General features: G+C 44.5%; 15 protein-coding genes. 7 read left to right on the forward strand and 8 right to left on the reverse strand.

Features of this window, described 5'->3' with window-relative positions; all coding sequences use genetic code 11:
• Positions 1-227 precede the first annotated feature (227 nt).
• The 4 genes from ilvN to kaiC all read left to right on the forward strand — a co-directional run bounded on the left by ilvN (position 228) and on the right by kaiC (position 4,196).
• On the forward strand, positions 228-731 hold the full coding sequence (gene ilvN / locus Q0R35_RS11550; protein WP_295617927.1) for an acetolactate synthase small subunit: 504 nt from the start codon (positions 228-230) through the stop codon (positions 729-731).
• 279 nt (positions 732-1,010) lie between these two features.
• Positions 1,011-1,907 carry a circadian clock protein KaiA gene (locus Q0R35_RS11555; RefSeq protein ID WP_295617931.1) on the forward strand — a complete coding sequence of 299 codons (897 nt, stop codon included), beginning with the start codon at positions 1,011-1,013 and terminating at the stop codon, positions 1,905-1,907.
• Between the two features lie 288 nt (positions 1,908-2,195).
• On the forward strand, positions 2,196-2,510 hold the full coding sequence (gene kaiB, locus Q0R35_RS11560; RefSeq protein WP_295617934.1) for a circadian clock protein KaiB: 315 nt from the start codon (positions 2,196-2,198) through the stop codon (positions 2,508-2,510).
• A 132-nt stretch (positions 2,511-2,642) separates the two neighbouring features.
• On the forward strand, positions 2,643-4,196 hold the full coding sequence (gene kaiC, locus Q0R35_RS11565) for a circadian clock protein KaiC (protein WP_295617937.1): 1,554 nt from the start codon (positions 2,643-2,645) through the stop codon (positions 4,194-4,196).
• 57 nt (positions 4,197-4,253) lie between these two features.
• Here the strand turns inward: kaiC and Q0R35_RS11570 are convergent, their stop codons facing one another.
• Together Q0R35_RS11570 and Q0R35_RS11575 are read right to left on the reverse strand one after the other, a co-directional pair.
• A complete protein-coding gene (locus Q0R35_RS11570) occupies positions 4,254-4,478 on the reverse strand; it encodes a hypothetical protein (RefSeq protein ID WP_295617940.1) in 225 nt (74 codons plus the stop codon).
• Positions 4,478-4,819, reverse strand: coding sequence for a hypothetical protein (locus tag Q0R35_RS11575; protein ID WP_295617943.1), 342 nt, complete (start codon positions 4,817-4,819; stop codon positions 4,478-4,480). Before Q0R35_RS11575 ends, Q0R35_RS11570 begins: the two co-directional genes overlap by 1 nt.
• A gap of 167 nt (positions 4,820-4,986) precedes the next feature.
• Here Q0R35_RS11575 and Q0R35_RS11580 point away from each other — a divergent pair, with 167 nt between their 5' ends.
• Both Q0R35_RS11580 and Q0R35_RS11585 read left to right on the forward strand, forming a co-directional pair.
• Positions 4,987-5,226 (forward strand): AbrB/MazE/SpoVT family DNA-binding domain-containing protein, encoded by a 240-nt coding sequence (locus tag Q0R35_RS11580; RefSeq protein WP_295617946.1) that lies wholly within the window; start codon positions 4,987-4,989, stop codon positions 5,224-5,226.
• Positions 5,220-5,555: a type II toxin-antitoxin system PemK/MazF family toxin gene (locus Q0R35_RS11585; RefSeq protein ID WP_295617949.1), complete on the forward strand. Its 336-nt coding sequence runs from the start codon at positions 5,220-5,222 to the stop codon at positions 5,553-5,555. Before Q0R35_RS11580 ends, Q0R35_RS11585 begins: the two co-directional genes overlap by 7 nt.
• 34 nt (positions 5,556-5,589) lie before the next feature.
• Here the strand turns inward: Q0R35_RS11585 and fabD are convergent, their stop codons facing one another.
• From fabD to Q0R35_RS11615, 6 genes are all read right to left on the reverse strand, one after another.
• The gene (gene fabD, locus Q0R35_RS11590; RefSeq protein WP_295617952.1) at positions 5,590-6,477 is read right to left on the reverse strand and encodes an ACP S-malonyltransferase; all 888 of its coding nucleotides are present in this window, start codon (positions 6,475-6,477) and stop codon (positions 5,590-5,592) included.
• Positions 6,478-6,534: 57 nt separating this feature from the next.
• Entirely contained in the window at positions 6,535-8,403 is a 1,869-nt protein-coding gene (locus Q0R35_RS11595; protein WP_295617955.1) for an AAA family ATPase, read from the reverse strand.
• Positions 8,404-8,451: 48 nt separating this feature from the next.
• Positions 8,452-9,459: a beta-ketoacyl-ACP synthase III gene (locus Q0R35_RS11600; protein ID WP_366944872.1), complete on the reverse strand. Its 1,008-nt coding sequence runs from the start codon at positions 9,457-9,459 to the stop codon at positions 8,452-8,454.
• Between the two features lie 224 nt (positions 9,460-9,683).
• A complete protein-coding gene (plsX, locus tag Q0R35_RS11605) occupies positions 9,684-10,730 on the reverse strand; it encodes a phosphate acyltransferase PlsX (protein ID WP_295617958.1) in 1,047 nt (348 codons plus the stop codon).
• 184 nt (positions 10,731-10,914) lie between these two features.
• Positions 10,915-11,361, reverse strand: coding sequence for a hypothetical protein (locus tag Q0R35_RS11610; RefSeq protein ID WP_295617961.1), 447 nt, complete (start codon positions 11,359-11,361; stop codon positions 10,915-10,917).
• 174 nt (positions 11,362-11,535) lie between these two features.
• Positions 11,536-11,805 (reverse strand): DUF3146 family protein, encoded by a 270-nt coding sequence (locus Q0R35_RS11615; protein WP_295617964.1) that lies wholly within the window; start codon positions 11,803-11,805, stop codon positions 11,536-11,538.
• Between the two features lie 216 nt (positions 11,806-12,021).
• Here Q0R35_RS11615 and lepB point away from each other — a divergent pair, with 216 nt between their 5' ends.
• Positions 12,022-12,630 carry a signal peptidase I gene (gene lepB / locus Q0R35_RS11620; protein ID WP_295617967.1) on the forward strand — a complete coding sequence of 203 codons (609 nt, stop codon included), beginning with the start codon at positions 12,022-12,024 and terminating at the stop codon, positions 12,628-12,630.
• Positions 12,631-12,765: the final 135 nt, after the last annotated feature.

The raw sequence follows: 12,765 nt of genomic DNA on the forward strand, positions 1-12,765 counted from the left end.
GTATTAGGCTTTAGGTTTTAGGCTTTGGAATTTAGGCTATGGGAGGTTAGGATTTAGGTTTTAGAATTTAGGCTATGGGAGGTTAGGATTTAGGTTTTAGCAAAGATCGCAACCTCTTCATACCTAACACCTAACACATAACCCCGAACACCTAACCCCTAACCCTAATACCTAACCCTAATACCTAACCCCCAACACCTAATACCTAACACCTAACACCTAAGAAAATGAAACATACTTTATCTGTTTTGGTTGAAGATGAAGCCGGAGTTTTGACTCGGATTGCGGGGCTATTTGCCCGCAGGGGCTTTAATATCGAAAGTCTGGCGGTTGGCCCCGCCGAACAAGAAGGTCGCTCGCGCGTGACGATGGTAGTCAATGGCGACGAGCAGGCGATCGAACAATTGACCAAACAGTTATACAAGTTAGTGAATATTCTCAAGGTCTTGGATATTACCGATATTCCTTGCGTCGAACGCGAATTGATGCTGCTCAAAGTCAATGCCAGTAGTACCCATCGCTCGGAAATTATCGAACTCGCACACATTTTTAGAGCGCGGGTGGTAGATGCCTCTGAAGATGCCCTCACTCTAGAAGTAGTCGGCGATCCTGGTAAAATTGTCGCGATCGTCCAAGTCTTACAAAAATTCGGGATCAGAGAAATTGCCCGCACTGGTAAAGTCGCCCTCTCCAGGGAATCGAAGGTCAATACCGAGTCGTTGAAATTGTAAGGAGATGGGAGTTCGGAGATGGGAGATGGGAGATGGGAGTAAGAAGTAAGGAGTAAGGAGTAAGAAGTAAGAAGTTCGGAGATGGGTTTTAGGTTTTAGGTTTTAGGTTTTAGGTTTTGGAACTGCGTTCTTTAATTTTTCGCCTCCCACACTTCCCACACTCCCCGTCTCCCATCTCAGAACTCCCATCTCCTTCAAGACCGATCGTGGTATAATTATAAAATAAAGATTAAGATTATAAGAGTTAGGTGTGAGTACCATGAGCGAGTGTAAATTATTTTGTCTGGTTCTCTGACGATTGCAGTTTTAGCTGACTCTACAGACATTTATCCGTTGTTGGGTCGATATTTGGATGCAGATCGTTACGCCCTAAATTATTTTACCGATCGAGCGGAGTTTTTAGACTATGTGGAAATATCTAAGCACGAGCTAGATTGCGTAGTCTTTTATGCTCAAGCACAACTGCTCCCAGCGATTAATTATCTTTACGAGCGGGGGCTAATCTTGCCTGTGGTCGTCGTCCATCGCTTGATCCCGCCGAACGCTCAGGCTCCCATACATCCAGCAATCACCAATTTACCTGCATCTAGTAGCTATATTTATCAGCCATCTGAAGTAATTTTGGCAGTAACCGAATTAGCTGAAATTGGGGGAGCAATCGATAAAGCTATTGCCAAGTTTTTGAACTTGACACCAATCGTGCCAACATCTGAGGATTCCAAACCTGCCCAAACTCGAACTCACATCAAGATTCCCGAATCCAACTTTTTGCTCCAGCAACAAAGCCGTCTAGCAGACAAACTTAGCGAGCGGTTGGGTTATTTAGCAGTTTACTACAAGCGGAACTCCCAACAATTTTTTCGACGGCTCGATCGCCAGCACAAGCAGGAGTTATTGACCGAACTCAAGTTACAGTATCGCAAAATCGTTCTGGAATATTTTGCCGACAGTCGGCACGATGACAAAATCGACGAGTTTGTCAACGAGATCTTTTTCCGCGATTTGGCTGTTTCGGAAATTGTCAAGATTCACATGGAATTGATGGAAGAGTTCTCAGACCAGTTAAAATTGGAAGGACGCAGCGAGGAAATTTTGCTCGAATACCGTCTGACACTGATTGACATCATCGCCCACTTATGTGAGATGTACCGTCGATCGGTACCGCGAGAGCTGTAACAGTTCGATTTACCAGTGACTATCTTGGGTCGTGCTAAATTTAGGGACGAGCGGATGTTCGGGTTTAGCTGTTTACTCTGTGCTGGAGATCGCCCTCATGCGAGAATTGGTGCAAGATGTGAGTAGCCACAGTTGCCGATCGATGCGATTATTGTGATGGAGATTGTCGTCGGCGATCGGATAAGCAATTCTAAAGACTCTAGATCCGATGGGAGGAATCGAGTGTAGATCGTCCCTTGCAGGTAACTGAGTTAAATATTTTACAACCGATAATTAATAATTTGACTTATGCCTCCATTAATGAAAACTTATGTGTTGAAGCTATATGTGGCGGGAAACACACCTAATTCGGTCAGAGCACTACGAACTCTAAAGAATATATTAGAAGAAGAGTTTAAAGGCGTATATGCGCTTAAAGTAATTGATGTACTCAAAAATCCGCAACTAGCAGAAGAAGATAAAATTCTCGCAACTCCGACTCTCTCTAAAGTGTTACCGCCACCAGTGCGGAAGATTATTGGCGATTTATCCGATCGCGAAAAAGTATTAATTGGATTGGATCTATTGTATGAAGAACTATCCGAACGGGATGGCGATTTTTAGATGGGTAAATTTCAGCCGTTATCGACAGCAAACCGCCTCCAACAAGCGACGCGAACGCTCGTTGGCGTAGCCGCGCCGCGAGGTAATCGAGTTGAATTAGTTATTTAGTTAGAAATTTTTCAAATCTCAGCAATGACCAGTACGAATCAATTAGCAGAATTACCGCTCCATCCCTTAGGCGTGCAAAAAATTCGCACCATGATCGAGGGATTCGATGACATTTCTCATGGTGGGTTACCATCTGGCAGAACGACGATCCTCAGTGGTACATCGGGAACGGGTAAAACTATGTTAGCCGTCCAATTTGTTTACAACGGAATTCACTACTTTGAAGAGCCTGGAATCTTTGTCACGTTCGAGGAATCACCTGCTGATATTATCAAAAACGCCCACAGTTTTGGTTGGGATCTCCAGCAATCGATCGACGATGGCAAGTTATTTATTCTCGATGCCTCTCCAGATCCTGAAGGACAAGAAGTAGTCGGTAGTTTCGATTTGTCTGCATTAATAGAACGAATTCAATATGCTTTTGTTAAGTATAAAGCCAAGCGGGTGTCGATCGATTCGGTAACAGCAATCTTTCAACAATACGACGCAGCTTCGGTAGTTAGGCGCGAGATTTTTCGGCTGGTAGCGCGACTCAAACAAATGGGTGCGACTACCATTATGACCACCGAGCGCGTTGAAGAATACGGCCCAGTGGCGCGATTTGGTGTCGAAGAATTTGTCTCTGATAATGTCGCAATCGTCCGAAATGTACTAGAAGGCGAACGTCGCCGCCGGACTATTGAAATTCTCAAATTGCGGGGAACGACGCACATGAAAGGCGAGTACCCATTTACGATCACTAATCATGGGATCAATATCTTCCCATTGGGGGCAATGCGGCTCACCCAGAAGTCTTCTAACGTGCGGGTATCATCTGGGGTCAAAGCCTTAGATGCGATGTGCGGCGGGGGCTATTTCAAGGACTCGATTATTTTGGCGACGGGAGCCACTGGTACGGGGAAAACCTTGCTAGTGAGCAAATTTGTTCAGGAAGCTTGTTTGGCAGGAGAACGAGCGATTTTGTTTGCTTATGAAGAGTCACGCGCACAGTTATCGCGGAACGCTTCTTCGTGGGGGATCGATTTTGAAGAGTTGGAGAAACAAGGACTGCTCAAAATTTTATGTACCTATCCAGAGTCGGCTGGATTAGAAGATCATTTACAAACAATTAAGTCAGAAATTGCCGAATTTAAACCCGATCGAATTGCGATCGATTCGCTCTCAGCTCTGGCACGCGGCGTGAGCAATAACTCGTTTAGGCAATTTGTAATTGGCGTAACTGGTTACGCCAAGCAAGAAGAAATTACGGGCTTTTTTACAAATACTTCCGACCAATTTATGGGAGCTAATTCCATTACCGATTCCCATATTTCGACGATTACCGATACAATTTTGATGCTCCAATATGTCGAGATTCGCGGCGAAATGGCACGCGCGCTCAATGTTTTTAAAATGCGCGGCTCTTGGCACGATAAGGGCATTCACGAATACACGATTAGCAAAGATGGTGCGGAAATTAAAGATTCGTTCCGTAATTACGAGGGCATTATTAGCGGTTCTCCCAGTCGAATTTCTGTAGATGAAAAATACGATCTCTCGCGCATCATGCGCGCAGTTAGCGATAAATCTAGTGAGTAGGGAGGGAGTATAGTAGACAATAACTCTAGCGTACCCAACTCGATGCCAATGTGGGTGCTAATCTTGTTGGCGGAAAGCCCGCTCCTCTGGAGAATCGATCGTCTGTCGAGGAGTTTTACCTAACCGATATGCCGTTAAGGGACTCTTGCGAATTTCTGCATCAACGTAGGCGATTAATTCATCAAGCTGAAAATTAAGCAGATCGAACTGACGACAAAGTGCCTTTAGTTCGCGTACGGTTTTCTTCACTAGTTCGGGATCTGGAATGGGTTGCTTATTCATTAGATGTTCCAATCACTTTTTGATTCTTTAACGGTTGCTTCACCAGCATCGACTATCGCTTCGGCTATTTCAATAGATTGAGCCAACATTTCGACCATTGCCATAGGTGCTGATGGTTGAAATCTGGATACTTTTAGCAGCAAACTAGAAAGCCTGGTATAAGAGGCTATTCCTCTTTCTTTAGTATTGTCCAACTGTTCTAATACATAAGCGACCTCTTCTATTTCACCATAGGTATTGAAGATTGCCAACTCTGCCGCAGACGATCTGTCAATGAGAATAGATAGTCTACCGATTAGTTCTAATATTTTAGCGATCGTTTCTGGAGGAATTTCAGCCACTAGGTTTGTGGATAAATTTTATACTTTAAGTTTAACATTTTAGATCGCATGGTAAGTCCGATCGAATCCCAACATGACAATAACTCGATCGTACCTAACTCGATGCTAATGTTATTGCTAATCTCGATCGGAGGATGATATACTTTGTGTATCTTAGATCGATTAGTATGAAATCTCAAATTGGTCGCTGGGGAAATTCTTTAGCTGTCAGAATTCCTAAACATATTGCAGATGAATTGGCTTTGGGTGTCAATGACGAAGTTGATTGTCGGCTGGAAAAAGGTCAACTCATCGTCGAGCCACTCCAGAAAATGCCTAAATACACCTTGGTTGAACTACTCAACCAGGAACTAGAGCTAGAGCCAGAGATCGATTGGGGTCAACCTAGTGGCGCAGAACAATGGTAGACTACATTCCAGCGTGTGGCGATTTGATCTGGCTGAATTTCGACCCGCAATCTGGACGCGAACAGATGGGTAAGCGTCCAGCACTAGTCGTCAGCCACACTGAATTTAACCAGCACCGAGGTTTTATCTTGGTTTGTCCGGTTAGCAATACCCAGCGAAAAAACCCTTTCTACGTTAGTATTCCCGAAGGTGAAGCTGTAACTGGTGTCGTGATGGCAGACCAATTGCGATCGTTAGATTATAAATCGAGAGGAGCTGAATTAATTGCTATTTGTCCTAAAGACTTATTGCTGGAAGTTCTCGGTAGAATTTACCCGATTATGTTTTAGATCTGGCGATCGCATCATCAATCTAAATTTAATATTAGCCTGGTACGATCGATTCTAACTCCGATCGAGTCCCGATTTGTACCACTGAAATGCCCTCACAGGTGCGCTTAATTAGTCCGCCGAGGACTTTTCCCGGCCCGACTTCGATCGCCTGTTGAATGCCCAATTCTGGCAACTGGAGCGAGATTTCGCGCCACCGAACCGATCCGGTAATTTGCTGATTCAGGCGTTCTTTTAGTTCGTCTCCGTTGGTGGTGGGTGTGGGTGCGACATTCGAGAGGACGGGAATTTTAGCGTTATTAAAAACGATCAAAGCTAATAGCTTGCCAAATTCGGCGGCGGCGGTTGCCATCATGGGGGAATGGAATGCACCGGAAACATTGAGGGGAATGGCGCGTTTGACTTTAATTTGGCTGACTACTGCGGCTATTCCCGCCGCCGTACCCGAAATTACGGCTTGAGCGGAACTATTATCGTTTGCCAAAACTACTCCTTTAGTGTCGGCAATCGCGGATTCTAATTGCGCTCGATCGAAGCCTATTAAGGCTGTCATGCCACCTTCGGAGGCTAAATCCATTAATTCGGCGCGCCGCTTGACTAGTTGCAATCCTGTCTCAAAATCGAAGGCTCCAGCAGCATACAAGGCGACGTACTCACCTAAACTATGTCCCGCAACTACATCGGGTTGCAATCGGTGTTGGAGTAAATCGACTAAAATGCACTCCATCACGTACAAGCAGGGTTGAGTGTAGCGAGTATTTGCCAATTTTACTTCATCATTTTGGCAAATATCGACGATCGACCAGCCTAGAATTTCGGTGGCTCGATCGAATGTTGCTTTAGCTGAGGCGATCTCTAATAAGTCTACCCCCATGCCGAGTACTTGCGAGCCTTGTCCGGGAAATACCCATGCGGTTTTCATGTTAATTACGCTTGATAAAAATCATCCTTCTGAGATTGAAGGTGATGTGGATTCCGGTTAATGTTCCGGTTCGGTTAGCAATTGATTGTAGGCAGGAATCATCAAGAATCCTTCTGCTTCAACTATTACTGGTACACCATATTTTAGCCCGATCGCGGACACTTCCGTTGCTGCTAAACTACCAGTTGCAGCAAGTTGCCACGATAATTGTTGGAGTAACGATCGATGAGCAGATAATAGCTCTCTAGTTGCCGATGCCATGCGGACGACCATTTTTTCGACATCTAAATCTGTGGCTTTCATATCCATACTGTGCCCGTATTCGAGGGTATAGTTAGCCTGAAATCCTTCATCGAAACCGTAGCGGCGAATATAGTCGATCGCAATCTTAGTCGCTTGTTCGCGATCGTGAATTCGTCCGACTGAAGCTAATTTATCACCAAAGATAATCTCTTCTGCTAGTCCGCCTGCTAGATAAATTTTAATTTGTTTAATTAAGTTTTCTTTAGTTTCATAAATCTGGTGGGGAAAGGTAAACCCACCTGCATAACTACTAGCTAATTTAGATTTTAACTGTAGTGGTGCCAAACCAAATAGTACCATGTAAGCGACCGCATGACCGGATTCATGAACGCTAATATTGACGATCGTTTCTCTGAGATTACTTTCGCGAATTTTATCGATGCGCCCGACGAATGGAATTTCTTCTAATTGGTAACCAATTTGGGCATTAATTTGTGATTTAACAAAGTCATAATTAATATCGATATACTTTTCACTGCGGAGTAAAGCGGTGAATAAAAATTTAGAAAGATTGGTTTCGAGAATGTCAACTAAGCTCGAAAAGACCGGACGAACTCCTTGGACTGGAAAAACACCATTTCGATAAACTAATTTGTGAATCGATCGATCGACTTTTACACTGATATCAAATTTCTCTTTAGTTATCTTGATAATGCGATCGATCTCGTGTTCGATTAGTTGCTCGAAATCGCACTTTTTGAGACTGGCATAAATTAGGTGAATATTCCCAAATCTGGCTACTTGTTCGGGACGAAAACTTTTACTAAGGGCGTTCTTAATATCTACTAGGGTAATCTTCTTAGTAAAAGCATGAAAAATATCCGCATCAACATCTGACTCGGCAATTTGAGTTGCCATTGAAAAAGCTTCATCTAAGTTGCCACTAATAATAATTAATGTCTTAGAACGATCGATCGGTTCGTAAACTTTTTTCTTTTGTTTTGCTTGGCGAATTTGTTCGACCATTTGCATTTGAGACATTTCGGCAATATCCGAAATATCGCCATCTAATTGCAACATTGACTTGAGATTTTTGGCTTCGTAAAAACCCATTGTCGGATTTTTATCGACATCTTCTTCGCCGCGTTCTTTGCGCTTTTTGATGTTTTTTTGCTGATATAAATAATCTTGAATGTAATAATCTAGATCGTCTTTAACTCGCTTAGACAATTTACCATCGCTTAACAATTCCCAGAAATCGGTAAACCGCGAAGATTGCACCGCACTTCCGTCGGGATTTAAGGTATTAAACCGTTGAATTTCATCGAATAAAACGATCGCGGGTTTTCCGTCGCTAATGCCATTGCGATTGAGTGCGGAGCCGACAGAACTATCCCAAGAACTTCCTTCGGTATGGCTGAGTTCTATTTCAATAAACCGATCCTGAAAATTGAGACATTTAACCAGTCTTCTGACTAAATCTGTTTTACCAACTCCCGTCATTCCCCACAAATTAACAGTAATCGGACGGCTCAAAATTTCCGGCATCAAATACCAGATCTGAATATAATCGAGCAAATCATCAATGGTTTCGTCGATACCCACAAAATGATTTTTTAGTTCGCTTCGCGTATTTTCTAAGATCTTTTTCCGCGCTTCAATTTGTTGAAAATCGACTTCCATAGTTTAGGCTTTAGGTGTTAGATATTAGGTATTAGGCGATCGATCTGATTACTTGCCCCACTTAAAAATTGCGGCACCCCAACTCAATCCTGCGCCAAAGCCGGATGTGGCGATCGTATCGCCAACTTGAATTTTACCCATTCTGACTGCTTCATTCAAGGCGATCGGAATTGAAGCCGCTGAAGTATTACCATATTTAGCCACATTACTGACTACTTTTTCTGGCGATATGTGTAGACGTTCGGCGACGGCATCCATAATTCTTTGGTTGGCTTGATGCAAAATCAACCAGTCGATATCTGCACTAGTTAAATTGGCTTGATGAATGACTTTATCGATCGCATCTGGCACCCGATTAATGGCAAAGCGATAGACATCTTTACCATTCATCGTAATGTATTGATACTTGCCTTGCGTGAGAATTACACCAGGAATTAACTCGCTTAATTCTGGTTTAAAAGCCAGATTCAAACAGCAATTTTGCGAACCATCGCTGTTAATTTCAAACCCTAACAATCGATCGACATTTTCGGCACCTTGCATTAACACCGCACCCGCGCCATCGCCAAATAACACACAAGTATTGCGATCTTGCCAATTTACCCACCGCGATAAAAAATCGGCACCAATTACCAAAATATTCCGATATACACCCGATCGTAAAAACTGCGCCGCCGTCACTACTCCAAATACAAACCCCGAACAAGCCGCCGTCAAGTCAAAAGCCGCCGCCTTCGTCGCGCCTAACTGCGCCTGAATCTGACAAGCCGTACCGAATAAATCTTCCGCTGAAGAAGTTGCCAAAATTATCAGATCTACATCGGTTGCAGCCACTCCAGCCATCTCTAGAGCCTGCTGTGCCGCCTGTGTCGCCAATCCAGCCAACGACTCGCGATCGTGGCTGATGTGCCGCTGGCGGATGCCCGTGCGGCTAGAAATCCACTCATCGGAAGTGTCTACCACCTGCGCTAGCTCATCATTTAGGACTACAGTCTCAGGAGCAGCCGCACCGCATCCGATAAAAGTGACTCCCATTGAGGTGTAGTTTGATGGCATTTAGATAGAGGGAAGAGGGGGACGGGGGGACAGGGGGACGAGGGGACCGGGAGTGTGGGGAGTGTGGGAGGAGGGGGATGGATCTAATCGTCTAATTTCATTTCTATTTTAGTAAGTTTTGCGATGACTATCTAGAACGTAGATCCAGGTTGCAACAGCTATCTATTACCCATGACTAGTAGTAATAATAGGCGTTAAGTTAACTGACAGCTTATGAATTGTAGTTAGTCCCCAGCGACGGTTGGCTCTGGTTGTGGTGACTTGTCGCGAGTTGAAGATTGAATTTGGGCGATGACATCTTTATCCACCGCATTTTTAGCCAAGCGAATGGCATTAGCGATCGAGAAAGCATCCGAACTACCATGACTGATAATGCACACACCCTCTACCCCTAATAATAAACCACCACCATGTTCGGCGGCATCGATGCGTTTTTTTAGGCGTTTGAGATTGGGTTTGAGTAATGCCGTGCCGATTTTGCCATTGATGCCTCGTGGTAGCTCTTCTTTGAGCATTTGCACGACGATATTACCCACCGCTTCGGCAAACTTGAGCAAGATATTACCTACGAAACCGTCGCAGACAATGACATCAAAATTGCCCGACAGCACATCGCGCCCTTCGGCATTGCCGACAAAATTGATATGTTCGTTTTGTCGTAAACCCTCATGCGCCTTGAGTGCAACCTCATTACCCTTAGATTCTTCCTCACCGATATTCAGCAAGCCCACCTTGGGAACTTCCACACCCAGCACGCACTGGCTGTATACCGAACCCATTACGGCAAATTGTTCGAGATATTTGGGACGACAATCGACATTCGCGCCGACATCTAAAATTAGTACCGACTTATCGGCACGGTTTGTCGGAAATACTGCCGCAATTGCAGGTCTGTCGATCCCCCGCAACCGTCCTAATCTTAATAATGCGGCTGCCATTGCTGCGCCAGAATGCCCAGCCGAAACTACTGCATCGGCTTTGCCCTCTTTAACGAGCTGCATCGATACATTAATCGAAGCCTTGGGTTTGCGCCGTAGGGCACCCAGGGGTTCTTCGTGCATTTCGATCGTCCCTTCGGCAGGTACAATCTCGATTTGGGGAGCGTTGGGATGCTGGTTCAGACAAGCTTGAATGCGATCGGGATCGCCCACCAAGATTACGTCTACATCTGCTAATTCTGTCTGGGCTAGGATCGCACCCGCGACTATGGCGGCGGGTGCATCATCCCCACCCATTGCGTCCAGTGCGATGCGTGCGCGAGTAGAAGCCATTGATGCCACTTATTAGAAACCTTCAAAATTCTACCAGAATATGGCGATCGGACGCACGATCGAACTACGACGAATCTCAATTTAGAAGATGTTGCGAACAGTCGTTCGGAGCGAATTAGGGGGTAGGGGCAGGCAAAATGATGTTCCACATCAAAACACTACCCTACTACCCGCCGTCAGCCTTCTAGCGTTGAGGAGTGGTCTGCTTGTTCATTTCTAAGAGCTTGGCTTTTTGTTCGGTAGTGAGGATGGCATCCTGTTGAGCTATGGCTGCGGTTTGGATGGCTTGAAGTTGGGTTTGTTGAGCGGGTGTCAATGACAAGCTGGGGGGTTTACCTTGCTTTACTGCTAGCTTGAGCTGTTCTTTTTGAGCGGGAGTCAGTACGGCAATTTTCTTTTGCATGACAGATTGCTGAAGTTCGAGCAATTTAGTCTGCTGTTCTTTAGTAAGCTTGAGTTGCTCGACCGCTTGTGATTGCGAGTTGACTCCACCAGGAGTAGTCGCTGGCGCGGTTTTGGTAGTGGGAGTTTTGGTCGGTTGCTGTTGTGCGAAACCAGGAGCGGCTAAGTTAGCTGCGAAGGGTAACGAGCAGACAACGGTAGATAAAGCAGTTAAAGTGATTTTTTTCATAGGATGACGATCGAGATGTTAATCGCAGTTAGATTTAACTAACAGTCGATTTTGATTGTGACACTTTTCTGTTGACTCCGCTAGTTCCGAAAATGTTCGGATTCAGCTAGATCTCTTGCTATCAAAGGGATCGAAAAAATTTGGATTGGTGTTAAATTTGTCAATTTATCGACATTAAAATTTTGCTCTGACGGTAAATTCATAATCGCCACCAGCTTCTAATTGATAGTCCCACTGCTTTAAAAATCGACCTAAAGCGTCTTGAATCAAAGCACGTCCTAACGCGGGTTCGACGATTAATTCTAGGCTACCTTCGCGGCAGCACCACTGAAAGTCCCAGCAAAATTCGCCAGCACTTACTTCGCCGACAACCTTACCAAATTGCCAAGAGTGATGGGTAACCCGCACGCGAGCGGTGGTTTCTGGTAGTTGACGTTTCGCCATAGTTGCGATCGAATGCCAAAATTATAAATGTTTAAATGCAATGATAGCTCAACAATCTGAGCTTGGGATCGGGATTTACCGATCGAATACCAAGCTCTCGGTTCGGCTCGATTGAGTGATGCCGAATCTAGAATCATCACGATCGGGGATTATTTAGCAACAAAACTCATGCCAGCGCGTCAATTTACCTAACTATATATTACAGCGATCGATGTCATGAGTTCTAAACAGCCACAATCTAATTCTCCATCTACACCTAAAGTCGAACATCCCGCAATCGAAACTCTCAAAACGCTGGGATTGAGTGTTGTGTTCGCATTTGGGCTACGGGTTGCGGTGGCTGAGTCTTGTTATATTCCTTCTGCTTCGATGCAACCCACATTACAAATTAACGATAAATTAATCGTCGATAAAATTAGTTATCGGTTTACTAATCCCGTGCGCAGTGATATTGTTGTTTTCAGCCCTACCGCTGAGTTAGCAAAGCAAGTAGATGCTGAAGGCAACCAAAAATTCAAAGATAATTTTATCAAACGAGTGATTGGCGTACCTGGCGATCGGGTAGAAGTCAACAATGGTAAAGTTTATATCAATGGGAAAGTTATCGCTGAGAAATATCTCGGTGAAGCTCCGAGTTATAATTGGAGTAGTACGGCTTTAACGCCTAATGGCATCGTACCTGAAGGTCAGTATTTAGTATTGGGAGATAACCGCAATAATAGCTATGACAGTCACTACTGGGGTTTTGTACCTAAAAATAAAATTGTCGGTAAGGCAATAGTTCGGTTTTGGCCGATCGATCGTGCAGGCGCGATCGATAATTAATATTAATTCGCACGGGGTAATATTTTCACAGCTTACACCAGCACTTATTTACGATTAGTGCCGCGTATTTTTTATCTAATTGCCAGTAACTGAATCCCTTCGATAATTAGGATCGCCACCCACACAAAGATCCCA

Origin of the sequence: Chamaesiphon sp. GL140_3_metabinner_50 (genome assembly GCF_025361915.1) — a bacterium.
In the GTDB taxonomy this organism is placed as follows: Bacteria; Cyanobacteriota; Cyanobacteriia; order Cyanobacteriales; family Chamaesiphonaceae; genus Chamaesiphon.

What these genes read in the sequence shown, in the direction of transcription:
- plsX (WP_295617958.1), bottom strand. Translation starts at nt 10,730, where the DNA reads ATGGCTTCTACTCGCGCACGCATCGCACTGGACGCAATGGGTGGGGAT.
- Q0R35_RS11585 (WP_295617949.1), top strand. Translation starts at nt 5,220, where the DNA reads ATGGTAGACTACATTCCAGCGTGTGGCGATTTGATCTGGCTGAATTTC.
- Q0R35_RS11595 (WP_295617955.1), bottom strand. Translation starts at nt 8,403, where the DNA reads ATGGAAGTCGATTTTCAACAAATTGAAGCGCGGAAAAAGATCTTAGAA.
- Q0R35_RS11570 (WP_295617940.1), bottom strand. Translation starts at nt 4,478, where the DNA reads ATGAATAAGCAACCCATTCCAGATCCCGAACTAGTGAAGAAAACCGTA.
- kaiC (WP_295617937.1), top strand. Translation starts at nt 2,643, where the DNA reads ATGACCAGTACGAATCAATTAGCAGAATTACCGCTCCATCCCTTAGGC.
- lepB (WP_295617967.1), top strand. Translation starts at nt 12,022, where the DNA reads ATGAGTTCTAAACAGCCACAATCTAATTCTCCATCTACACCTAAAGTC.
- Q0R35_RS11610 (WP_295617961.1), bottom strand. Translation starts at nt 11,361, where the DNA reads ATGAAAAAAATCACTTTAACTGCTTTATCTACCGTTGTCTGCTCGTTA.
- fabD (WP_295617952.1), bottom strand. Translation starts at nt 6,477, where the DNA reads ATGAAAACCGCATGGGTATTTCCCGGACAAGGCTCGCAAGTACTCGGC.
- kaiB (WP_295617934.1), top strand. Translation starts at nt 2,196, where the DNA reads ATGCCTCCATTAATGAAAACTTATGTGTTGAAGCTATATGTGGCGGGA.
- Q0R35_RS11615 (WP_295617964.1), bottom strand. Translation starts at nt 11,805, where the DNA reads ATGGCGAAACGTCAACTACCAGAAACCACCGCTCGCGTGCGGGTTACC.
- Q0R35_RS11600 (WP_366944872.1), bottom strand. Translation starts at nt 9,459, where the DNA reads ATGCCATCAAACTACACCTCAATGGGAGTCACTTTTATCGGATGCGGT.
- ilvN (WP_295617927.1), top strand. Translation starts at nt 228, where the DNA reads ATGAAACATACTTTATCTGTTTTGGTTGAAGATGAAGCCGGAGTTTTG.
- Q0R35_RS11580 (WP_295617946.1), top strand. Translation starts at nt 4,987, where the DNA reads ATGAAATCTCAAATTGGTCGCTGGGGAAATTCTTTAGCTGTCAGAATT.